The organism is Chryseobacterium tructae, from assembly GCF_030409875.1.
GTDB lineage: Bacteria > Bacteroidota > Bacteroidia > Flavobacteriales > Weeksellaceae > Chryseobacterium > Chryseobacterium tructae.
In genome coordinates, this window is record NZ_JAUFQR010000003.1 from 430,886 (window position 1) to 453,684 (window position 22,799).

Here is a 22,799-nt window from a genome sequence, read left to right on the forward strand (position 1 = left end):
CTCTTTTAGAAATACATAAGACCTTTCAATAATTTGGAAGGTCTTTTCTTTTATAATTAATACCTTTGAAGAATGAATATCGAACGCATCAGCCAGCCTTTTATCAAGAAATTTCCCGGAGATTTTTCCAACAACCCTATGCAGCGAAATACTCCTAAGGTTTTGTTTTCAACAATTCAGCCCGCAGGTTTTGATACTCCACAGGTAATAGCCTTTAATGAGCCGTTATCAGAAGAAATAGGATTAGGCAAGTTCGAAGATAAAGATCTTGATTTTTTAGTAGGAAACAATCTTCCTGGTAACATCCAAACCTATGCAACAGCTTATGCGGGTCATCAGTTTGGAAACTGGGCGGGTCAACTTGGAGATGGAAGAGCAATCCTTGCAGGAGAAATCACTAATAATTCAGGAGAAAAAACAGAAATCCAATGGAAAGGTGCTGGGGCAACTCCTTATTCACGTCATGCAGATGGAAGAGCCGTTCTCAGATCTTCTGTAAGAGAATATCTTATGAGTGAAGCCATGTATCACTTAGGCGTTCCTACAACAAGAGCTTTAAGCCTTTCATTTACTGGGGAGGATGTTGTTCGTGATATCATGTACAACGGAAATCCACAATTGGAAAAAGGAGCTGTAGTTATCCGAACTGCTGAAAGCTTTCTTCGCTTCGGACACTTTGAACTCCTATCTGCTCAGCAGGAGTATAAAAACTTACAAGATCTGCTGGATTTCGCCATTGACAATTACTTTCCAGAAATCACATCATCTGATATTCAAAAATATAAAGACTTTTTTGAAAACGTTTGCACCCGTACAGCAAATCTTATGGTTGAATGGTTCAGGGTTGGCTTTGTACATGGAGTGATGAATACGGATAATATGTCGATTTGGGACTCACTATCGACTATGGACCTTATTCCATGATGGATGAATACGATTTAAATTTCACCCCCAATACAACCGATCTTCCAGGCAGAAGATATGCTTTTGGAAAACAAGGCCAAATCTCTCAATGGAATCTTTGGCAATTAGCGAATGCTCTTCATCCCATCATTAAAGATGAAAAGTTTTTAGAAGATACCTTAAACAGATATGGTAACTACTTCTGGGAAGCTCACGACAAAATGCTTTGCAGAAAATTTGGATTTGATGAACTGAAAAAAGAAGATGAAGAGTTTTTCACCAACTGGCAGGGATTGATGCAAGAATTAGAATTTGATCATACTTTATTTTTCTCTCAATTAGAAAACTTAACGGCTGATACGAACCTAAAAGAACACTTTAGCATCGCCTCCTACTCTTTTTTAAATGAAGAAAACGTTGGCAAGCTTAAAAACTTTATTGAAAATTATCAATCAAGACTGAATTCAAATTCAATTTCAAGAGAAGATTCTTTAAAAATGATGGCAAAATCTAACCCGAAGTTTATTCTCAGAAATTATTTACTTTATGAGTGCATTGAGGAAATCAGCAATGGGAGAAACGAAATACTGAATAAATTAACCCAAGCACTAGAAAATCCTTATACAGAGCTATATCCCGAGTTTTCAACCAAAAGACCATCCGGGTATGATGACACCGCCGGATGCTCTACACTCTCGTGTAGTTCTTAATAAATATAACACAAATTTCAAATATTCATTAAATTATCAACATCATATTGAATGATTTTCACTAATTTTAGAAAAATCTTTTAATATGAAAAAAATTATACTTTCTTTAAGTTTAATGTTGGGAACTGTCGCATATTCCCAAACAGTTTTGCTCAATGAGAGCTTTGAAACATATCCGAACTTTGTTGTTACAGGAATTGGAAGCTGGCTTACCCTTGATCTTGATGAAGCAGGCACCTTTTATGGTGGCGGCCCGGTAATCAATGGAACCACTGTTTCTTCATGGACTCCCGATTGGCCTAACGCATCATCAGCTAAAGCCTTTCAAATATTTAATCCTTCCGCGTCCAATGCTACAAACAATCTTTCAGTAGTAGCAGGGGTAGATGAAGAAGTAAGAGACTTCACTCCACATACTGGGCTAAAATATGCTGCTGCATGGGCCGCATCTGCTCAGCTAGGGACAATTGCTAATAACGATTGGCTTATTACTCCTTCTGTAACACTAGGGGCAACATCCAATACTTTAACATTCTGGGTAAAAGCTCTTTCCCCAGATTATACTGAACAATACAAGATAGGGGTATATACAGGAAGTGGCACCCCTATTAGTGACAGCAACTTTACAATCATTTCCGGAGCTACCGCTCTGAATGCCACCTATCCGGCATGGCAAATGGTAACTTATAATCTTGACGCTTATGCAGGACAAACCATAAGAGTAGGTTTCAATTATATGGCTGAAAACAAATATATGTTTATGTTAGATGATGTAAAAATCACTACCGGCGGATCACTTGGAACCCATGAAACTTCAAAAGCAAAAAACAATACTGCCATCTACCCTAATCCTACTCGAGGAGAGATCAATATTAAAACGGACAAAAAAGTAAAATCTACTTCCATTATAGACATGTCTGGAAAAACACTTAGCAGAACGGAATCTGATAATCCTAATATTTCCAGCCTTCCAAAAGGAACCTACCTGATGAAAATAGAATTTGCTGATGGAACTTCTGCAACGGAGAAAATAATCAAACAATAATCACAGTGTACATACAATCTTCCTAAAACCACCACTTCTGGTGGTTTTTTGTTTTACTTTTGCAAAAAAATACGATACGTGTCATTTATCAAAACAAAATTCATTAACTTTTTAAGGCTGGTTTTTCCATCCTCTTATACAGAACTGGCTGTTTTTTTGTTTTTCATTACTTGCTATGGGGTTCTTGGATCTTATATTGCCATTCATTATAGAATTATCTTCGACAGTAGAATTCCATGGGATGCTTACTTCAGTTTTGACAACAAATCCATCTTGATGACAGGAGGCAGCTTTGAAAGACACCCTTTATCCTATTATTTTTTCAATTGGGTCAGAGAATTCTGTTTATATCTATCAGGGGGAAAAATGGATATGACCTTCAGGCTAACCCTGGCATGGCTCAGCAATATTATCATTACCTTAAATGTTGTTCAGATTTTCAAATACCTTAAGAATATCATCAGGCTTCCATTAGCCTATTGCCTATTGATTACTTTATTTTTTGGACTATTTTCCACCAACATCATTCTCTCCTTCACTCCAGAAAACTTTACTTACACCTTATTTTTACTTTCACTGTATAACCATTATGCAGCTATAAAACTTAGAAAAGAAGAAAAAATACCTGCAGCTGCTTTATCATTGGCAAGTATTACCATCGGAGGACTTACCATTACCAACATTGTAAAAGTTTTCATTCCTGTATTTTTTGAAAAAGGACTTTTTAAAAGCTGGAAAAAATTAGGCAGCGCTATTTTAAGAGGAACAATAGCCATCTTACTCTATGCTCTGCTTTATCTTTATAGAATTGATTTCAAATATCAGAACATTTTCTCAAAAACGAATCAACAGTATGAAAAATTCTCTAATGTAGAATCTATGCCGACCTGGGACATGATCCTTTCTTTCTTTTTTGGAGGAAATATTCTTTTCCCAAGTTTTATCATATCTGATAAACATAATATGAAAGGTTTTAACTTTAAGGGTCTTTATATGGATCTTTATTCCTCTCCTTTTTCTTATATTTTCATCATCATATTATTGATATTAATAAGTTGGAGTTATCTAAAGAATTTCAAGAACAAATGGGTGCAGGTCATTATGATCTCATTCTTCATTGATATCTCCATCCATTGCATCATGAGATTCGGCCTTCATACATCTTATATCTACGGTGGCCATTTTATTTTTGTATACCCATTACTGCTTGGATGGCTGCTGTATGCTTATCGAGCCTCTGCAAAAACAATGGCTTTCATAACATTCATCATCTGCTTAATGTTTGTTTACTTACTGGCCAACAACCTATTCAGAATGTCAGAATTCTTTTGGTTTTTAGAAACCTATTATCAATAAAAAAAGCCGAGAAAATTCTCGGCTTGTATATTTTTAAATGCTCAATATTATTTTGCTTCTGAACAGAAAATTCTATATTGAACTGCTACGGCAGACTTAAAGTACTCTCTTATTCTAGAAAGATCACCAGCAGCACTTTGCTTAGTAAAATAACTTCCTGCTAAAATTTTATAATTTGGCCTTAAAGAAGCATCCGTTTCTACTTTAAGGTTAGGAAATCTTTTTCTGAAGTAAGCCTTTACCTCATTAGCTTCCTCGTTACTTTTCACAGTTGTAATCTGAATTTTAAAACCTAAAATTCTTGGATTTTTTCTACAAATTTCAGCATTTGTCAATTCCCTATTCGGCACATAAATCTTATTAGGCTTTGTAATTGTTCCGGAAGAAATTCCAGAGTCATTATTACTATAATCTCTGGTTGGATTATTAGTGACAACCTTTGAACATTTATCTTCCACCCCTTCCAAAGCAGCATTTATTTTGGAATCCATAGAGATAACAAGCTCCGTTCCTGAAAGTGTATCCTTTTTAACAACTTGCTGGGCTTCAATACGATAAAAACCAAACAATGATAATATCGAAAATATTTTGATCAAATTTCTCATTTAAACTTGTTTCCGCAAATTTATACAAATTAAAAAACTATACCAAACGAGTTATTTAGAATCAATACAAATTAAACGTAAATGATATTTTCCCCTTTCTATATGCCGTTAAATTTCTGTTAAAAATATTATTTTTGCGGAATTGATATGTTTCAATAATTTACTAACATAAGATAATTTAAATGATTAGTTGGAGAAAGCATTATAAAAAAACGTTGATCGCAATAGGCTTATTGCTATCAACCAGTGCTTCATTTTACGGGCAAGACGGCGATCCTAAAAACGGAGAGAAACTTTTCAAAGCGAATTGTACTGCATGTCACGCGCTGGACAAACAAGTAATAGGACCACCATTAAAGGGGGTTGTAGAACGTGTAAAGACAGAAGGCGGTGTAGACAGAGATTGGCTTCATAAGTGGATCAAGGACAACAAAGCTTTAAGAGCTTCAGGGGATAAATACGCCAATGAAATTTTCGAAAAGTACAATAAGACTGAAATGTTGCAGTTTCCTAACCTTACGGAGAAGGATATTGATGACATCTTAGCATTCACTACTAATCCTCCGGCTCCGGAAGAGAAAAAAGCGGAAGCAACTCCTGCAGCTGGCACAGCTACGGCAGCTCCTGCAGACAAATCAACCACAAACATTGTAATCATTTCCCTATTAGCCATTGCTGGTTTATTAGTTTGGATCTTGGTTAAACTAAGACAATTAGTGAAACTGGGGCAATCTGAAGAATTAACAGGGCTTAACGAAACGAGAGTTCGTTCGTTCAAGGAAATGTACGAGAAGTTCCACTATGTAGGAAAAGGTATTATAGCTGTACTTGCTATTCTTGCTGCTTACGGAGTTTGGAACTGGTTAATGTGGATCGGGGTTTACAAAGGGTATAAGCCTGAGCAACCAATCTACTTCTCACACAAAATCCACGCTGGAGAACAGAAAATTGACTGTCAATTATGTCACTCTAGTGCTAAATACGGAAAAGTATCTGAGATTCCTTCTATGAACGTTTGTATGAACTGTCACAGAACAATTTCTGAATACAACGCAGATCACTACATGGAGCCAGGAAAAGATAAGGCATTCTATGACGGAGAAATCCAGAAGATCTACGCGGCAACAGGTTGGGATCCTGCTAAACAACAGTATACAGGAAAAACACAACCGGTTGAATGGACAAGAATCCACAACATGCCAGACTTCGTTTACTTCAACCACTCTCAGCACGTTATTGCTGGTGAACAAGCGATCATCAATTCTTTCAACAAAAAGAATCCTAACAACAAAATTGATGTTGTATGTAAGGCTTGTCACGGTAAGATTGATACAATGAATGTTGTTCAAATGGCTAACGACTTTACTATGGGATGGTGTATCGAGTGCCACAGAACTACTGAGGTTGATATGAACAACGGTTATAATAAAGAGTACTTCAAGAATCTACATGACAAGTTGAAAAAACAATATCCACAAGATGGAGGTAAAATCACTGTAGATGCAATTGGAGGTCTTGAGTGTGGTAAATGTCATTATTAATAACTAAAAAATTAGAAGTATAAATGGCTTCAAACAAAATACAATTCAGAAGTATTCATGAACTTAAAGATCCAGCTTTGAATAATAAGCTGGCTCAGAAAGAGTTTCAGGAAGAAATTCCGGTAGAAGATTTCCTTGGAGATGCTGAGACAAACGGATCAAGTACTTCAAGAAGAGATTTCCTTAAATTATTAGGGTTCTCTACAGCAGCAGTTACATTAGCTGCCTGCGAAGCTCCGGTAATCAAAACGATTCCTTATGTGGTAAAACCGCATGATATTATTCCAGGAGTTCCTAACTATTACGCTTCAACTTATTTTGATGGCTTTGATTTCGCTAGTGTTTTAGTAAAGACTAGAGAAGGTAGACCTATCAAAATTGAACCAAACCCGGCTGGTGGTGATTTAGGTAAAACTAATGCAAGAGCTCAGGCAAGTGTACTTTCTCTTTATGATAATGATAAAGTAAAACAGCCTAAACTAGATGGTAAAGACGAGACTTTCGATAAAGTAGACAGTTTCGTTATTAAAGGTTTGGAAGAAGCTAAAGCGTCAGGCAAAAAGATTGTGGTTTTATCACACTCTTTTGCTTCACCAACTTTCAAAAAGTTATTCTCAGAATTCAAAGCTAAATATCCTACAGCTGAATTAGTAACTTTCGATGCTTATCCTTATGCTGCAGGACTAGATGCTGCTCAAGAAGTATTCGGACAAAGAGCATTACCTGTTTATGACCTTAACGGTTCTGAATTGGTAGTTTCTTTCCAGGCTGATTTCTTAGGAGATTACAATGCTTCAAGCTTAGAGTCTTCTTACGCAGCCGCTAGAAAACCAAGTGCAACCATGTTGAGACACATCCAAGTGGAATCTAACATGTCATTGACTGGTGCTAACGCTGACTCAAGATATAGATTAAAGCCAAGTGCTGTAAACAAAACTTTAGTTGAAGTTTACAATGCAATCGTAGGTGGTGGTACTTCTGATAAGACGGCTACTGAAATTGCTAACGAACTGAAAGCAAAAGGAAGCAAAGCTGTTGTTTTTGCTGACGGTTCTAAAGGTGCACAGGTTTTAGCACACTTAATCAACCAAAAATTAGGTTCAGTAGCTTTCACAGGTAAAGCAAACTTACTAAAAGAATTCAACGGTGCAAGATACCAGGAATTCCTAGGTTGGGTAAACGGTGGACAAGTTGGAGTATTAGTTACTAACAACGTAGATCCTATCTATGCTCATCCAAAAGGAGAAGACTTCAAAAAGTCTTTATCAAAAGTTCCTTACGTAATTGCTGTTGCTGATAAGAAAAATGAAATGTACAAAGCAGCTAAAGCTGTTATTCCAGTAGCAAACTGGTTAGAGTCTTGGGGAGATATCGAACCACAGACTGGTGTATATTCATTAATGCAGCCTACGATCCAGAAGATCTACAAATCAAGACAGATTGAAGAATCTCTATTGGTTTGGAAAAATGGTAAAAACAATGCTGCAAATAACTACTACGATTATTTAAAGGCAAGCTCTGCTTCTCTTTTAGGGAGTACTTCTTTCAACAAAGCATTGTACAACGGTATTAATCCTTCTACTAACTCAACAACATTATCTTATGCTGGTGGAAACGCTGCACAAGCTGTTGCTGAACTAGGAAACTTCAAAGCTTCTGATTTAGAATTAGTATTATATACTACGACTGCAATGGGAGATGGAACACAGGCAAACAACCCTTGGTTACAAGAGTTACCTGATCCAATCACAAGAATGTCTTGGGATAACTACTTGACGATTTCTCCAAAGATGCAGAGAAGTTTGCAATTGACAACGATCTTAACGCGAGAATGCAGTTAGACGGTTCTATTGTAAACCTTACTGTAAACGGAGTAACAATAAAAGATGTTCCTGTATTCGTACAACCAGGTCAGGCAGAAGGATCAGTAGGTCTTGCGCTTGGTTATGGTAAGAAAAACTCAGGAGCAACTGCTGATACAGGGGTAAATGCTTATCCTTTATTCGATGGTTCTAACCTTGTTCTTTCTGGTGCTAAAATCGAGAAAACAGGAGAAGATCACGAATTCGCAGGTATCCAGCTTCAAAATACATTAATGGGTCGTTACGAAATCGCTAAGGAAGTTCCTTTAGCAGAATTTATCAACGTACCATTTGATGACGAGCACAAAGGATGGAATAAGCCTTTGGAATACCACACCATCAGTGGAGCTCTTCCAGCAAGAAAAATCGACCTTTGGGATGCATTTGATGATACTGACGGGCCTCACTTCAACTTATCTATTGACTTGAACTCTTGTACAGGTTGTGGAGCATGTATCATTGCTTGTCAGGCAGAGAACAACGTTCCTGTAGTAGGTAAAGAAGAAGTAAGAATGTCTAGAGATATGTACTGGTTAAGAATTGACCGTTACTATTCTTCAAGACAAAAGGTAGAAGTATACGAAGGATTAAAAGAAGGAATGGCTGTACCTGAATTGTATGGTACTGCATTCGGAGACGGAGGGGCATTGAACCACCCGGCTGATAATCCAGATGTAATCTTCCAACCGGTAATGTGTCAGCACTGTAACCACGCTCCATGTGAAACGGTATGTCCGGTAGCGGCTACTTCACACGGTAAGCAAGGTCAAAACCATATGGCTTACAACAGATGTATCGGTACTAGATATTGTGCAAACAACTGTCCGTACAAAGTAAGACGTTTCAACTGGTTTACTTATAACCTAAATGACAAGTTCGATTACAACATGAACAACGATTTAGGAAGAATGGTACTTAACCCTGACGTAGTTGTTAGAACTAGAGGGGTAATGGAGAAATGTTCAATGTGTATCCAAATGACTCAGAATACTATTCTTGAGGCTAAGAAAGAAGGAAGAAGAGTGAAGGATGGAGAATTCCAGACAGCTTGTTCTAAAGCTTGTTCTACTGGTGCAATGACATTTGGAGACATGAATGATAAAGATTCTTCAATTAGAAAGGTGTATGCCTCTAACAGAAGATATTATTTACTAGAGGAGATCGGAACAAACCAAACGTGTTCTATCACACTAAAGTAAGAAACAGAGTAGAAAAATAAAGTTTAAATAATAAATAGGTAAAAAATGTCAGGACATTACGAAGCTCCGATAAGGGAACCTCTAATTATTGGTCACAAAACTTATCACGATATCACAGAAGATATTGCACGACCTATCGAAGAAAGAGCAGGTAAATTATGGTGGATCTCATTATATGCAGCCTTAGTTCTATTCATCTATGGATTCGGATGTATCGCTTATACGATCGGGACAGGTATTGGATCATGGGGGCTTAACAGAACTATTAACTGGGGTTGGGATATTACCAACTTCGTATGGTGGGTAGGTATCGGTCACGCCGGAACCCTAATCTCAGCAGTATTATTATTATTTAGACAGCGATGGAGAATGTCTGTAAACAGATCTGCAGAGGCGATGACGATCTTTGCGGTTGTACAGGCAGCAATCTTCCCTGTAATTCACATGGGTAGAGTTTGGGTTGGATACTGGGTATTCCCATTACCAAACCAATTCGGTTCTCTTTGGGGGAACTTTAACTCTCCTCTACTTTGGGACGTATTTGCGATCTCTACGTATTTCTCTGTATCAACTGTATTCTGGTTCATGGGACTAATCCCTGACTTTGCAATGATCAGAGATAGAGCTAAAACTCCTTGGACTAAGAAGATTTATACTTTCCTTGCATTCGGTTGGGGTGGTAAAGCAAAACACTGGCAAAGATTTGAAGAACTTTCTTTGGTTCTTGCAGGTTTGGCAACTCCACTTGTATTCTCAGTACACACTACCGTATCTTTTGACTTCGCGACTTCAGTAATTAAAGGATGGCACTCTACGATCTATCCTCCTTACTTCGTTGCTGGAGCAATCTTCTCAGGATTTGCAATGGTACAGACTCTATTGTTAATCGCTAGAAAAGTGTGTCACTTAGAAGAATATATTACAATGTATCATATCGAAATTATGAACATCGTAATCGTTCTTACAGGTGGTATGGTAACGGTAGCGTATGCAACTGAATATTTCATCGGATGGTACTCAGGATCTAGATTTGAAGATTTCACATATCTTTCTCCAGGTGCCGCAGTAGGACCTTATTGGTGGGCTTTCTGGTCACTAATCATCTGTAACCTTGTAATTCCAGCTTCTTTCTGGTTCAAAAAAGCGAGAACGAACATTATCTGGACATTCATCGTTGCTTTGATCATCAACATCGGTATGTGGTTTGAGCGTTTCGATATCATCGTTATCAACCTTTCTAGAGACTACTTACCAGGATCTTGGACTATGTTTAAGCCAACGATCATTGATGTGGGTGTATACTTAGGAACAATCGGATTCTTCTCCGTATTATTCTTATTATATGCAAGAACATTCCCTGTAATTGCACAGGCTGAATTAAAATCGATTCTGAAAATCTCAGGTGAAACTTATAAAGCAAAAGAAGGAGATGAGCACCACTAAAATTGTATACGGACTTTATGCTGACGACGACGATTTAATGAACGGCGTTAAAGCATTCAACGATAAAGGAATCGCTATAAACGAAGTATATACTCCGTTTCCGGTTCACGGACTAGATAAGGCTTTAGGGTTAAAGAAAACTAGAATTTCTGATGCCGCATTCTTATATGCTCTTTACGGTGTTACTATCGGTGCTACTGTAACTTGGTATGTGATGAATCATGACTGGCCTCAGAATATCGGTGGTAAACCAGCATTTGACTGGGCACACAACATGCCGGCATTCGTAGTTCCAATGTTCGAATTAATGGTATTCTGTGCAGCTCACATGATGTCTTTAACTTTCTTAGTTAGAAACAAAATGTATCCAGGTGCTCCAGCTCAGAACCCGGACCCAAGAACTACTGATGATAAATTCATGATGGAATTCGTAACTGAAGATGTAGAATCTGTAAAGCAGTTGCTAATTGAAACTGGAGTTGAAGAAATAACTGTTAAAGACGCTTAAAATGAAAAAGAACGTATTAAGAATTACAGCAGTTTTAGGTTTAACAACAGTTTTACTTAACTCTTGCGGGCCAAAGGAGAACACTCCGTTGGTATATTTCCCGGACATGTATTTTCCGGTAGCTTATGATCCATTGATGAAAGCTCAGGATGCGTATTCAGATCATGAAAATGAAATCCCAGCTTTTGTAAAAAATAATGGTGCAACAGGTCTTTCTCCAGTAGAAGGATCGGTTGCTCAAAATAAAGACGGAGTTTTTGAAGAAAGCTTATTGCCAAAGAATGTTGACGAGTACAACGCAGGCTATGATGCTTCTAAAAAAATGGCAGCTTCTCCTCTAAATCCAGCTAATGCAGCTAAGGATCTTGAAAGAGGAAAAGTATTATTTGACCATACTTGTGCTGCATGTCACGGAACAGGAGGTGATGGACAAGGACCAATCGTACAATCTGGCGCATTTTCTGGAGTTCCAAACTATGCAGACAGAGAAATTACTGTAGGATCTGTTCATTATGTATTAACAAACGGTAGAACGCGATGGGATCTTATGCTGGACAGCTAAACCCTGGTGATAGATGGAGAGTGGCAATGTATGTGATGAGTGCCTTCAAAAAAGGCGCAGCAGCTCCGGCAGCCGCAGCACCAGCAACTGAAACGACTACCGAAACTAAAAAATAAGAAAAGAAATGTATAGTTTTTCACCAAAATTAAAATCAACTTCTATAATACTTCTTGTTGTAGGTTTAGTTCTGTTTGGTATTGGTTTCTTTATGAACAAAGGACTTTCTACTGAGAAAATAGAACAAATGATGGAGGCTGTTCACGCTTCTGGTCATGATGCTCCTACTCACTCAAGTGAAATGGTTGGACCGCAGGATCATGAAGCTCACTTAGAGCATGCTACTATGCAGATCCACAACCAGCCTCTAGCATCATTGCACTTTGTGGCAGTGTTCTTCTTTGGAGTAAGTTGCGCTGTACTGTTCTTCTACTGTATTCAGCACGCAGCTCACGCAGGATGGCCTATTATCATCACAAGAGTAATGGAAGCTATTGCTTCTTATATTCCTTACGGAGGTGCTATACTGGTTATTATGATGATCTTAAATATCACTCACAATGGCCACTTATTCCACTGGATGGATCCGGAATTAACGAATCCTGAATCTGCGCACTTTGACGTAATTTTATTCGAAAAGAAAAGATTCTTAAACATACCTTTCTATGCGATCAGAACGATCATTTATGTTGTAGGTGCTTCTTTCTTCGCATGGAAACTTAAAGCTCAGTCTAAAAAAGTAGATGATACTAAATCTAAAGTTGAGTATCAAATGCTTTACAGATGGGCAGTAGGATATATTGCATTCTTCGGATTTGCTTCTGCTGCTTGGGCTTGGGACTGGTTGATGTCTATTGACCCTCACTGGTATTCTACAATGTATATCTGGTATTCAATGGTTAGCTGCCTTTCAAGTGGTATTGCTGTAATCATTCTATTAAGTGTTTATCTTAAGAAAAATGGTTTCTTACCACAGTTCAATGACAACCACTTACACGATTTAGGAGTTTTCCTTTTCGCTACAAGTATGCTTTGGACATATACATGGTTCGCTCAGTTCATGCTTTATTGGTATGCAAACGTTCCGGAAGAGGTTAACTACTTCTTCGGAAGATTCCAACACTACGGTACTACATTCTTACCAATGCTGATTATTAACTTCTTATTACCACTATTGGTATTAGTAAGTAGCAGCATCAAGAGAAACTATAAAGTGGTTACCACAATGGCAGTAGTAGTTATCTTAGGTCACCTTTTAGATTACTTCAACATGGTAATGCCAGGAACGGTAGGACCATTCTGGAACACTCCTGAAGTATTCTTGTTAATCCTAGGAGCAGTTCTATTTGTAGCTGGACTATTTATGTTTACTGTACTTTCAGCTTTATCTAAACTGAAGTTGATTCCTACAGGAAACCCATACTTACACGAATCTGAAATTTATGAGTATCCTTTCTAAGGACTTATAACACAATAAAACTCTAAAAGACTGATTGTTTAAACGATCAGTCTTTTTTTTTCTAAAATATATCAACTATTTTCAACAGTTTATTTTAAAAATGATTTCCAGAAAAAACAATATAAAAATAAAATCTACTATTAATAAAGGTTTTAGTAAATTTGCAACAAACCAAATAAAAATGAAAAAGTTTTCTTTTCTACTTGTTTTCAGTCTGTTGCTTTTTACAGCATGTAAGAAAGATCATGTAGATGCTACGAATACTAAAACGCTGCAGTCAAGTATCAATGATATGACTTCCAGCTTACCAACCATTAAACAGATTAAGTTTAATGAAGCTCTTTATATCCTTAAAACATTTGGCGTAGAAGCTGATGGAGATGTAAACGAACTAAAAGCTCTTGGAAAGCTGATTAATGGAAAAAAAGTTCCTGAAATCATGACCTTAGCAGACGAAGTGGCTCAGAAAAATGGAATTGAATGGGTAAGTACTGCCCCACCATCATTAGGTGAAATGAATATCTTTGGTGATGATAAAGCCAAAGAAAGTGATCCTAATGACGTAAAAGCAGGGGCGTTAAGCATTGTAACCAGACCAATAGGAGATGATGGAAACGGTGCACCAACATCCATCCAGATCGTTCCAAGATTAGTAGATGCAGCAGGAAATCCTGTATCATTTACCGGAGCAGGTTTGGAAGCTACATTAGAAGTATTTAGTAATGGAGTAAGACTTTCCACCGCTAAAAACCTGATGCAGGATAACAACTTTAAAGGATTCAACCTTAAGTTCTCATCTATTCCGGCTTCAAAAGTAGTAGATAACAAAATCGATATCACAGTTTCTGTAAAAACAACAGCAAAGACATTCAAAATGTCTAAAATTGGATTGGATGTAAATGCAGCTGCCTTGAAAGTTCCTGCTGTTCCAAAAACAGATACAACCGCAGTACCACAACAACCAAGTGCAGTAGTAGATCCGAATAATCCGGCAACCACTACTCCACCTGCTACTACAGAACCTGGTACAACAACTCCTGCAGCACCGGCAGCTCCAAAACAGCCAACTGCAGATCCTAAGAATACAGTAAGTAAGTTTTTAAGCAGCGTAAGTTCTCAGAACCTTAAAGCAGCTTATGATACATCCAATAACCCAAGCTGGGGAAGCTATGAATCTTTCTCCAACCCTAATTCAGGCTTTGGGGCTGTAAAAAATGTAAGCGTAAAAAATATTACCACCAGTGCATCTAATGCAAGCGGTGCAAGTGTAAACGCTACTTATGATGTAACGGATAAAAACGGAAAGACAACTTCATTAAAGGTAACTTTCGGACTTAAAAATGTAAACGGAGACTGGAAAATTTCCAGCTATAAAATCAACCCATAAATGGCTTCAGCAGAACTAATCAAAAGACTCGAAGAAACAATTGAAAATATTCCTGATTTTCCTATTCCAGGAATCCAGTTTAAAGATATTTCACCTATTTTTTTAGATCCAAAACTTTATGAAGATGTCATTGCAGACCTTGCTGCCAACAGTAAAGGAAAAGTGGATGCAGTATGCGGAATAGAAAGTCGCGGATATCTTTTTGGAATTGCAATTGCCGTAGCTTTGGAAGTTCCTTTTATCTTAATCAGAAAAGCAGGAAAACTACCACCCCCTATTATCTCAGAAAAATATGATCTGGAATATGGAAGTGCTATCATCGAAACTCGTGAAGGACAAATAAAACCAGGACAAAGAGTTTTAATTCATGATGATCTTTTAGCAACAGGCGGAACAACGGAAGCAGCTGCTAAGTTGGTAGAAAAACAAGGAGCTACTGTTTCTCAATTCAGTTTCCTGATTGGTCTAAAAGGTCTTAACGGTAATGAAAAACTTAAAAAGTTTGGTGCCGAGGTTTACCACATTTTAGAATATTAATCTCAAGAAATAAAAAATTAATGCTTCGTAAACTATGTTTTCGAGGCATTTTTCTTGTTAACAATTGATAATTCATAACATTTATAGAATAATGCTCTAAAAGTATTTTGTAAATCTCTAAGAAACAATTAAATTTGCAATTCAATTTTTAAAAACTTATGGCAAAATTGGGAAAGAATGCTCAGAACGAGCAAGAAGGTAAAGAAACAGTTGAGTTCTTCAAAGATCTTGACAGAGAGGCCTTGAACACTGAGAGATTTCTTGAAAAATATTCAAAACCACTAGGGATTGTATTTGGAGTTTTAGTGTTAGGAGTTTTAGGATTCTTCGGATATAAGCAATTTGTAGTTGCTCCTAAAAACGTTGAAGCAATGAAAAGCTTCCTTGCTGCTCAGAAAAACCTTACAGAAAATAAAAATGCTGAAGCTCTAGGAGGAAAATCTGCTGCAAACCCAGGTTTCATTGGAACTGCTAACGAATATTCAGCAACTAGCATCGGTCAGTTATCTGCTTACAACGCTGGTTTATTGAAATTCAAAGAAGGAAAATTCCAGGAAGCTTACGATCTTTTAGATAAATTCTCTTCTGACAACAAAACGCTAATGGCAATGAAATACGGTGCTATGGCTGATGCAAAATCAGGATTGAACAAAAATGATGAAGCGTTATCATTATTAGATAAAGCTGCTACTGCTTCTGATGATCCTTATACGACCTATTTCTTCACAAGAAAAGCAGGTATTGTAGCATTAGGATTAAAGAAAAATGCAGATGCTAAAAAATACTTCTCCGCAATTAACGAGAAATATCAGGATTATGACAACGGAATGTCTGATTCTTACATTGAAATGACTAAATATTATTAAAAAATGGCAACAGTTAATCTTTCCGATTACAAGCCACTTCATATAACCAATGCCGAAGATTTTTCTATCGGCATTGTTTTTTCTGAGTGGAATGATTTTGTAACGTACAATCTTCGTGATGCAGCTTTGGAAATCCTTGAGAAAGAAGGTGTAAAACCTGAAAACATCAAGCTTTTTCCGGTTCCAGGAGCTTTTGAATTAAGCTATGCGAGTATGCAGCTTTGCAAAGAAAGAAAATATGACGCTGTAATCTCTATTGGATGTGTAATCCGTGGAGAAACTCCTCACTTCGATTATGTTTGCTCTGCTGTAGCACAAGGAATTAAGGACTGTAACATCATGACGGATACTCCTACCATCTTCTGTGTCCTTACAGACGATACCAAAGAACAATCTATTGCCAGAAGCGGTGGTGACCTTGGAAATAAGGGAGTAGAAGCAGCAGTAACTGCTTTAAGAATGATCGATTTCAAAAAGAATTTATCTGATAAAAAAGGAAACATTGGTTTTGGACATTCTTAATCATTGATATACTTTAACAATATATAAAGGGACTATTTTTTAATAGTCCTTTTTTGTTATAAAATTTCAAAATAAAGACATTTTTTTAAACACACGTTTAAATTATATCTCTTAACTCTTAAAATCCTATTAATAAATATCAGGTTTTGCTTTTTTTGACCTAAAATTTGTATACAACAACTATCTTTGTGAAAATCGTATAGACCATAAATCCATGTTTCTAAAAAAAATAAAACCTTTCCTATATTTAGGAGTATTTTATCTGATTATTTCATTGATAATAAGGACAATATTCTTTTTCCATCCTATTACTACAGCCACTTTTGGTTTTTTTGAGATCATTAAAGTGCTGTTTGTAGGTCTTATCAACGATATTTTTGTTTTTATCCTCGCCAGCGCCATCCTCGCTTTGTACTTTTTATTCCTTTCCAATTCGAAATATAAAAAGCCCTATGGATACATTATTTTTGGAGCATTAGCTGCCTTTTTCCTGTACATCTGGCTCGTTCCAAATAATATTTTCAAGCAATACGGAGGTTCTGTAACCGAAGTTGCCCTTTCATTTGTAGGGGTAAAGACATTCCTATTTGGTTTAATGCTTTTTCTGCCTACCCAAAGAATTAAAATTCGTAACGTTTTATATTTTATCACCCTTTTGTTGTACGTTCTATTGATCATCTTCAATGGAGTAAGTGAATATTTCTTCTATAATGAATTTGGAGTACGCTATAATTTCATTGCCGTTGATTATTTGATATATACAAATGAAGTTATAGGAAACATCATGGAAAGCTATCCGGTTGTCCCATTATTTTCAGGAATAATGATTGTTACAATAGCTATTACATGGTTTATTTATAAAAAGACAAAAGATGAGTTATTAGAGCTTCCTAATTTTAAACAAAAACTGATTTTGCTGGGATCTTTTGCTGTACTTTGTGCAATCAGCCTGATGACCCTCCCATCATTAATGCAGATTAAATCAGATAATGTTTTTGCTGATGAAATTGAAGCAAACGGACTTCCTAAGTTTTATTGGGCTTTCACGCATAATGAGCTAGATTACTTCCAGTTTTATTCACAAATCAATCAGCAACAGGCTGAGAAGAATTTCTTAAGCCAGTTTCCTCAGCACACTTTATCAAGAAATATTGTGGCAGAACAACCGGAAGCAAAAAAGAATGTAGTTCTCATTTCTATTGAAAGTCTTTCTGCAGATTTCCTTGAACATTATGGAAATACACAGAAGATTACACCGTTCCTGGATAGTCTTGCTGATAAATCGCTAATGTTTACCAATCTTTATGCAACAGGAAACAGAACAGTACGTGGGCTGGAAGCTTTAACACTGTGTATTCCTCCTACTGCCGGGGAAAGTATCATCAAAAGAAATGACAACAAGAACAAATTTACTACTGGAAGCGTGTTCAAATCAAAGGGATATGATGTTAAATTCCTGTATGGAGGATACAGCTATTTTGATAATATGCAGGACTTCTTTGCAGGAAACGGATATGATATTGTAGACAGAAACAACTTCAAGCCGGAAGAGATTTCCTTCGCCAATGTGTGGGGTGTTGCGGATGAAGATATGGCCAGAAAAGCTATTCAGGTAATGAATGCTGAGGCAAAATCTGGAAAGCCTTTTTTCAACCATTGGATGACTGTTTCCAACCACAGACCTTTCACCTACCCGGATGGAAGAATTGATATTCCCGGAACTTCAAAATCCCGTGAAGGCGGTGTAAAATATACAGACTATTCTCTAAAACTGTTTTTCGAAATGGCAAAGAAACAGGATTGGTATAAAAATACAGTCTTTGTTATCATTGCAGACCATTGTGCTTCCAGTGCCGGAAAAACGGAACTGCCAATGGATAAGTACAGAATTCCTGCAATGATCTTTTCAGAAGGATTTATCCAGCCACAAAAATTTGATACATTGATGTCACAGATTGATCTTATGCCTACTCTTTTTGGATTGCTAAACTTCAGTTATCAGTCTAAATTCCTGGGGCAGGATGTTTTCAAACCGGAATTCCAGCCGAAGGCTTATATTGCTACATATCAGGATCTTGGATTTGTAAAAGACAATCGTTTAACCATCATTTCTCCGGTTAAAAAGGCAAAACAATACTCTTTGGAACTGGAAAAAAGTGATCTCGCTCCTGAATTCAAATTGTATTATGATGAGAAACTATTAAAAAATACAGATCAGAAACTGGTAGATGATGCTATTTCAGCATACCAATCAACTTCTTACTGGCTAAAAACCAAACAACTTAATCGATAAGATAGATCTTTTATAAAAACCAACGTCAATAGATATTTTATTTATATTTGGGAGAAGAAAACGGTAACCAAAATTAAAAATTCAGGAATAGAATTAAGAAACTGTATGAAAGTTAATTCGCTGTTCTATTGAATGTATACTTTAAAATATGAAATATTTATTTCAAAATAAGAGGGTGTTTTTCATCCTCTTATTTTTATTTTCAGGATTGAGGGCTCAGAAAATTTTGGTTATTAATAACACCAATAACTCCATCATTGTAAAAAATGGTAAAAAGGAAATGCCCCTCAAAAGCCTTGATAAAAAAGAATTTACGGAAACTGATAGAATCTCAATACATATACCAGATGAACTTACTCAAAATATTAACTTATTTCTTGAGCCCAAAGAAAAATTAAATATTGTTGTAGATAAGGATAAAAAATTTATTTACACAGGAGATCATTCTGCTCTACACGAGTACATCAACGAAAGACTAGCCCTCGAAACCTATGGAAAGCTGGATACCTACTATAGTATTGAAGATAAAAAAAATCTCGGGGAATTAAAAAATGTTTCAGAATTGCTTCTTGTAGATATTTTAAAGAAATCTAAACTTTCAAATATCCTTATTTCACAGGATGATAAGCATTCTGTAAAAAGACTAAAAAATTATGTCAAGTATCTTTGGCTTTATACGCTATTTATAACTATTGACAGACAAAACTTAGAGAAGACATTTAAAAAAGGGGCTCTTAATTATTATTACAAAAAGTATATAGAAACAGATATTCCCAGATTCAGTTGTACAACTTTCTTACAATACAAGGTCATTGAAGTTTTAGCAAAAAATAAATCTATATTGTCAGCAGAACTTCCTACCTATCCTATTGTTGAACATACTGATGAGGATAATATTAACCAATACCTACCGCAAAACTGTCAAAAACAATATTTTGAGCAGAAATATAACTATCTGGAACATATCAATGGACATAACAAAGAGTATTACAAAAAAGTGCTCACTGAAAAGTTTAATGAAGAATAGATTTTAATATTACGATGCTAACATTTTAGCCATTGTAAACTTTAATTTTATAAATTTACGTCACAAAAAAGATATTATTATGAGATGGACAGACGACAGAGGCGGTAACGTTGATGATCGCCGTGGCTCCGGAGGCGGAGGTGGTGGTATGATTGTAGGTGGCGGACTCGGAACTTTAATTATAGCAGCCATTGTCTTCTTTTTGGGAGGCGACCCTTCTGGTATATTGAATTCTGGAAGCATACAATCTTCAGGAAACTCTGAAAGAAGAGAGCTTACTACACAAGAAAAGCAAATAGGAGAAATGGTTGACATGATGGGAAAATGGAACATCGTGACATGGGAACAGATCTTCAGAGAAAATGGAATGAATTACACTGCTCCCAAAATCGTTCTTTTTGAAAATACGACAACTTCGGCATGTGGTACTGCACAATCAGCCATGGGTCCGTTTTATTGTCCTGCCGATCAAAAGGTTTATATGGATATGAGCTTCTTCAATGAGTTACAACAGAAATTTGGAGCTAAAGTCACTGAGTTTACCATTGCTTACGTTCTTGCTCATGAAGTAGGCCACCATGTACAAACTCTTTTAGGAACTACTCAAAAAGTAGATGCTCTAAGAAGAAGTGGAAGATATTCTGAAGCCGAAATGAATAAAGTATCTGTAGCTACAGAACTACAAGCTGACTTTTATGCCGGAGTTTGGGCGAGAAGAACAAATGATAACAAACAGATTCTGGAACCTGGCGATATTCAGTCTGCAATAGATGCTGCTGAAGCTGTAGGAGATGATAATATTCAAAGAAGATCCCAAGGATATGTCAATCAGGAAAGCTTTACGCACGGGTCATCCGCTCAGCGTAAAGAATGGTTTATGAAAGGATATAATACGGGTGATATCAAACAAGGTGATACATTCAACCAGCTTTTAAAATAATAAATAGACTTACATTATAAAATAATCGCCAGTGAAAATTTTCACTGGCGATTTTATTTCTTCTATCTTACTTCTTTAAACCTAACAGGTTTTAAAAACCTGTTAGGTTTATTGAGAATACGTACTTATTTATTGTAATTCAATTGGATTACTGTTCTTTTTGGCTTCCTCCTTCACTCTTTCTTCCATTCTCTTTCTCATCTCAGCAGGATCCTGATTCCCACCACCTGAGCCCCTTCCACCGCCTATTCTCATCGTAGTTGCCATACCACCGGAACCCTGCTGAGTCATAAATGACATTGGATCTGTTTTAAACTTTTGTTGCTGCTTCACAAAATCACTTCTTTTTACTTTTAAGGTATTTCCAAATTGATTGAGAGTAGGAAGTTCTGCAATCTTGTAATTCTTCATCAGGTCAAAAGAATAATCTCCTTTATCATCTTCAACTTTTACAATTAACCCCGGAAGACCACCAAATTTATAAGGACCATCCTGATAAGGAAGATCTGTAGTAAACCATGCCGTCCATTTTCTACCCGCAAAATCCGTTTCTGCTTTTTGAACCTTATACTCACCTATCTTTCTTGTTTCTGAAGAAATCTTCCAGTTCAAAGGTCTGTCTTCCTCGTAAGAATAAATATCACGTCCTATTCTGTCTTTAAAATAAGTCTTCTGGCTCGCTTTATCTTTTTCAACAGTATAATTTATGTTTGTTCTTAAACCTTCCATCTGATCCCTGTTGATACTTCCTCTTCCACCACCACCTTGAAATGCCTTCTGCATGATAGAATCTCTTTTGATCCTATTTTCAGAATAAAAAACTGATTTATCCTGAGCAATATCAAGATATGCATTTTCAGTTTTACTATCTGCTTTATTTTCAGCATCCGGCTTCATCGTTACCTGATATACAAATCGGTTAGTTTGCGCAGAAAACTGCTGAATAAACAGCGCTAAAGCAATAATACCTAATTTTTTCATTTATATTTTTTTATTTAATTCAACTCAATCGGGTTTTGATTCTGTCCCATTCCACTTTTAGCAGAAAAGGCACTCGTATCTGTTGTTCGCGTAGGAAAGCCTTGACCGCCGCCGTTCATCCCATGATGCATTCCGCCACCTGAATGACCACCACCTCTCATACCACCACCATTCATTCCTCCTCCATGTCTTCCGCTTCCATTACTATCCATGGTTTCCTCACCATTATTTCTCATATTCCCAGCCATCATTCTATAATTCTTTCCTAATTCTAATTCCAAAGCCGCCTTATCTCCATGGAAATTAATTCTCGTACTTTGTTTCGCTTCTATACTTATTGGCTCTTCAAATGCATTATTAATTTTTATTTTTTGAACCAGATCAAACTTGTAATCTCCTTTATCATCCTCCAACTTCACAATCAAGCCCGGCAACCCCGAAAACTTATAAGGACCATCGGAAAGGGGAATATCCTTTGTAAACCAAGCTGTCCAAATCCTACCTCCAAAATTAGCCTCCGCTTTTTGTGCAGAATATCCATTCTGTTTTTCTATACTACTGGAAATGTTCCACTTGACAGGTCTGTCCTCCTGATAGTAAATTTGTTTTCCAGCTACTTTATCATAATAATACACTTTCTGTTCCGGAATACTTTTAGTAATAAAATATTCAAAAAAAGTAGGTTCAATAGGTCTTCTTCCCTCCAGTTTTGAAAAATCTTTTTCTTCCTTTTTATAATTCTCTTTCATCTCTGATCTGAAAGAAGCCAAAAGAGAATCCCGTTTTAGTTTGTTTTCACTGATAAACAAAGACTTATTGTTCTTAATATCCAAAAAAGTTCTTTCACTCTTCATACTTACCAGATTAATGGAATCCGGGTTTACCAATGTTGCATATACATATCTTATGGTCTGTGCATTAGACAATATCGCCAAAAACAAAACACAAAAAACAAGCAGTTTTTGTCTCATGATTAATTTTCTTTATAGATCAAAAATAGAATTCAAGGTTAAAATCAAAAAGCAGATCCTTAGGTTTAAAGGAGAAATTTATAGA

At 36.5% G+C, this 22,799-nt stretch carries 16 protein-coding genes and 3 pseudogenes; 16 read left to right on the forward strand and 3 right to left on the reverse strand.

Going from position 1 to position 22,799, the window contains the following annotated elements; all coding sequences use genetic code 11:
- The first annotated feature begins 72 nt into the window (after positions 1 to 72).
- The 3 genes and pseudogenes from QWZ06_RS25680 (at position 73) to QWZ06_RS25690 (ending at position 4,014) form a co-directional block, all read left to right on the forward strand.
- Positions 73 to 1,613, forward strand: a pseudogene (locus tag QWZ06_RS25680) (protein adenylyltransferase SelO).
- 85 nt (positions 1,614 to 1,698) lie between these two features.
- Entirely contained in the window at positions 1,699 to 2,658 is a 960-nt protein-coding gene (locus QWZ06_RS25685) for a T9SS-dependent choice-of-anchor J family protein (protein WP_290301968.1), read from the forward strand.
- Between the two features lie 78 nt (positions 2,659 to 2,736).
- Entirely contained in the window at positions 2,737 to 4,014 is a 1,278-nt protein-coding gene (locus QWZ06_RS25690) for a DUF6080 domain-containing protein (RefSeq protein ID WP_290301969.1), read from the forward strand.
- A 47-nt stretch (positions 4,015 to 4,061) separates the two neighbouring features.
- Here QWZ06_RS25690 and QWZ06_RS25695 read toward each other — a convergent pair whose 3' ends face one another.
- Positions 4,062 to 4,619, reverse strand: coding sequence for an SPOR domain-containing protein (locus QWZ06_RS25695; protein WP_290301970.1), 558 nt, complete (start codon positions 4,617 to 4,619; stop codon positions 4,062 to 4,064).
- Positions 4,620 to 4,801: 182 nt separating this feature from the next.
- On the opposite strand from QWZ06_RS25695, the gene QWZ06_RS25700 reads away from it, so the two are divergent.
- From QWZ06_RS25700 to ypfJ, 13 genes and pseudogenes are all read left to right on the forward strand, one after another.
- Positions 4,802 to 6,160 carry a c-type cytochrome gene (locus tag QWZ06_RS25700; protein ID WP_290301971.1) on the forward strand — a complete coding sequence of 453 codons (1,359 nt, stop codon included), beginning with the start codon at positions 4,802 to 4,804 and terminating at the stop codon, positions 6,158 to 6,160.
- Positions 6,161 to 6,183: 23 nt separating this feature from the next.
- Positions 6,184 to 9,241, forward strand: a pseudogene (locus QWZ06_RS25705) (TAT-variant-translocated molybdopterin oxidoreductase).
- Positions 9,242 to 9,266: 25 nt separating this feature from the next.
- The gene (gene nrfD, locus QWZ06_RS25710; protein ID WP_123858565.1) at positions 9,267 to 10,664 is read left to right on the forward strand and encodes an NrfD/PsrC family molybdoenzyme membrane anchor subunit; all 1,398 of its coding nucleotides are present in this window, start codon (positions 9,267 to 9,269) and stop codon (positions 10,662 to 10,664) included.
- Positions 10,651 to 11,172 (forward strand): DUF3341 domain-containing protein, encoded by a 522-nt coding sequence (locus QWZ06_RS25715; RefSeq protein ID WP_047376185.1) that lies wholly within the window; start codon positions 10,651 to 10,653, stop codon positions 11,170 to 11,172. Before nrfD ends, QWZ06_RS25715 begins: the two co-directional genes overlap by 14 nt.
- A gap of 1 nt (position 11,173) precedes the next feature.
- A pseudogene (locus QWZ06_RS25720) lies at positions 11,174 to 11,850 on the forward strand (c-type cytochrome).
- Positions 11,851 to 11,858: 8 nt separating this feature from the next.
- Positions 11,859 to 13,190 (forward strand): quinol:cytochrome C oxidoreductase, encoded by a 1,332-nt coding sequence (locus QWZ06_RS25725; RefSeq protein ID WP_290301972.1) that lies wholly within the window; start codon positions 11,859 to 11,861, stop codon positions 13,188 to 13,190.
- Positions 13,191 to 13,371: 181 nt separating this feature from the next.
- Complete coding sequence (locus QWZ06_RS25730; protein ID WP_290301973.1) at positions 13,372 to 14,577, forward strand: hypothetical protein; 1,206 nt, start codon at positions 13,372 to 13,374, stop codon at positions 14,575 to 14,577.
- Positions 14,578 to 15,114 carry an adenine phosphoribosyltransferase gene (locus QWZ06_RS25735; RefSeq protein WP_290301974.1) on the forward strand — a complete coding sequence of 179 codons (537 nt, stop codon included), beginning with the start codon at positions 14,578 to 14,580 and terminating at the stop codon, positions 15,112 to 15,114.
- A 158-nt stretch (positions 15,115 to 15,272) separates the two neighbouring features.
- Positions 15,273 to 15,980 carry a YfgM family protein gene (locus QWZ06_RS25740; protein ID WP_290301975.1) on the forward strand — a complete coding sequence of 236 codons (708 nt, stop codon included), beginning with the start codon at positions 15,273 to 15,275 and terminating at the stop codon, positions 15,978 to 15,980.
- 3 nt (positions 15,981 to 15,983) lie between these two features.
- Positions 15,984 to 16,502, forward strand: a complete 519-nt coding sequence (gene ribH, locus QWZ06_RS25745; protein ID WP_065395674.1) for a 6,7-dimethyl-8-ribityllumazine synthase — start codon at positions 15,984 to 15,986, stop codon at positions 16,500 to 16,502.
- A gap of 214 nt (positions 16,503 to 16,716) precedes the next feature.
- Positions 16,717 to 18,795, forward strand: coding sequence for an LTA synthase family protein (locus tag QWZ06_RS25750; protein WP_290301976.1), 2,079 nt, complete (start codon positions 16,717 to 16,719; stop codon positions 18,793 to 18,795).
- Between the two features lie 148 nt (positions 18,796 to 18,943).
- The gene (locus tag QWZ06_RS25755) at positions 18,944 to 19,822 is read left to right on the forward strand and encodes a hypothetical protein (RefSeq protein ID WP_290301977.1); all 879 of its coding nucleotides are present in this window, start codon (positions 18,944 to 18,946) and stop codon (positions 19,820 to 19,822) included.
- 79 nt (positions 19,823 to 19,901) lie between these two features.
- The gene (gene ypfJ / locus QWZ06_RS25760) at positions 19,902 to 20,762 is read left to right on the forward strand and encodes a KPN_02809 family neutral zinc metallopeptidase (protein WP_290301978.1); all 861 of its coding nucleotides are present in this window, start codon (positions 19,902 to 19,904) and stop codon (positions 20,760 to 20,762) included.
- A gap of 129 nt (positions 20,763 to 20,891) precedes the next feature.
- Here the strand turns inward: ypfJ and QWZ06_RS25765 are convergent, their stop codons facing one another.
- Positions 20,892 to 21,743, reverse strand: coding sequence for a GLPGLI family protein (locus QWZ06_RS25765; protein ID WP_290301979.1), 852 nt, complete (start codon positions 21,741 to 21,743; stop codon positions 20,892 to 20,894).
- A gap of 14 nt (positions 21,744 to 21,757) precedes the next feature.
- Positions 21,758 to 22,714, reverse strand: a complete 957-nt coding sequence (locus tag QWZ06_RS25770; protein ID WP_290301980.1) for a GLPGLI family protein — start codon at positions 22,712 to 22,714, stop codon at positions 21,758 to 21,760.
- Positions 22,715 to 22,799 lie beyond the last annotated feature (85 nt).

What these genes read in the sequence shown, in the direction of transcription:
- QWZ06_RS25685 (WP_290301968.1), top strand. Translation starts at nt 1,699, where the DNA reads ATGAAAAAAATTATACTTTCTTTAAGTTTAATGTTGGGAACTGTCGCA.
- QWZ06_RS25695 (WP_290301970.1), bottom strand. Translation starts at nt 4,619, where the DNA reads ATGAGAAATTTGATCAAAATATTTTCGATATTATCATTGTTTGGTTTT.
- QWZ06_RS25700 (WP_290301971.1), top strand. Translation starts at nt 4,802, where the DNA reads ATGATTAGTTGGAGAAAGCATTATAAAAAAACGTTGATCGCAATAGGC.
- nrfD (WP_123858565.1), top strand. Translation starts at nt 9,267, where the DNA reads ATGTCAGGACATTACGAAGCTCCGATAAGGGAACCTCTAATTATTGGT.
- QWZ06_RS25715 (WP_047376185.1), top strand. Translation starts at nt 10,651, where the DNA reads ATGAGCACCACTAAAATTGTATACGGACTTTATGCTGACGACGACGAT.
- QWZ06_RS25725 (WP_290301972.1), top strand. Translation starts at nt 11,859, where the DNA reads ATGTATAGTTTTTCACCAAAATTAAAATCAACTTCTATAATACTTCTT.
- QWZ06_RS25730 (WP_290301973.1), top strand. Translation starts at nt 13,372, where the DNA reads ATGAAAAAGTTTTCTTTTCTACTTGTTTTCAGTCTGTTGCTTTTTACA.
- QWZ06_RS25735 (WP_290301974.1), top strand. Translation starts at nt 14,578, where the DNA reads ATGGCTTCAGCAGAACTAATCAAAAGACTCGAAGAAACAATTGAAAAT.
- QWZ06_RS25740 (WP_290301975.1), top strand. Translation starts at nt 15,273, where the DNA reads ATGGCAAAATTGGGAAAGAATGCTCAGAACGAGCAAGAAGGTAAAGAA.
- ribH (WP_065395674.1), top strand. Translation starts at nt 15,984, where the DNA reads ATGGCAACAGTTAATCTTTCCGATTACAAGCCACTTCATATAACCAAT.
- QWZ06_RS25750 (WP_290301976.1), top strand. Translation starts at nt 16,717, where the DNA reads ATGTTTCTAAAAAAAATAAAACCTTTCCTATATTTAGGAGTATTTTAT.
- QWZ06_RS25755 (WP_290301977.1), top strand. Translation starts at nt 18,944, where the DNA reads ATGAAATATTTATTTCAAAATAAGAGGGTGTTTTTCATCCTCTTATTT.
- ypfJ (WP_290301978.1), top strand. Translation starts at nt 19,902, where the DNA reads ATGAGATGGACAGACGACAGAGGCGGTAACGTTGATGATCGCCGTGGC.
- QWZ06_RS25765 (WP_290301979.1), bottom strand. Translation starts at nt 21,743, where the DNA reads ATGAAAAAATTAGGTATTATTGCTTTAGCGCTGTTTATTCAGCAGTTT.
- QWZ06_RS25770 (WP_290301980.1), bottom strand. Translation starts at nt 22,714, where the DNA reads ATGAGACAAAAACTGCTTGTTTTTTGTGTTTTGTTTTTGGCGATATTG.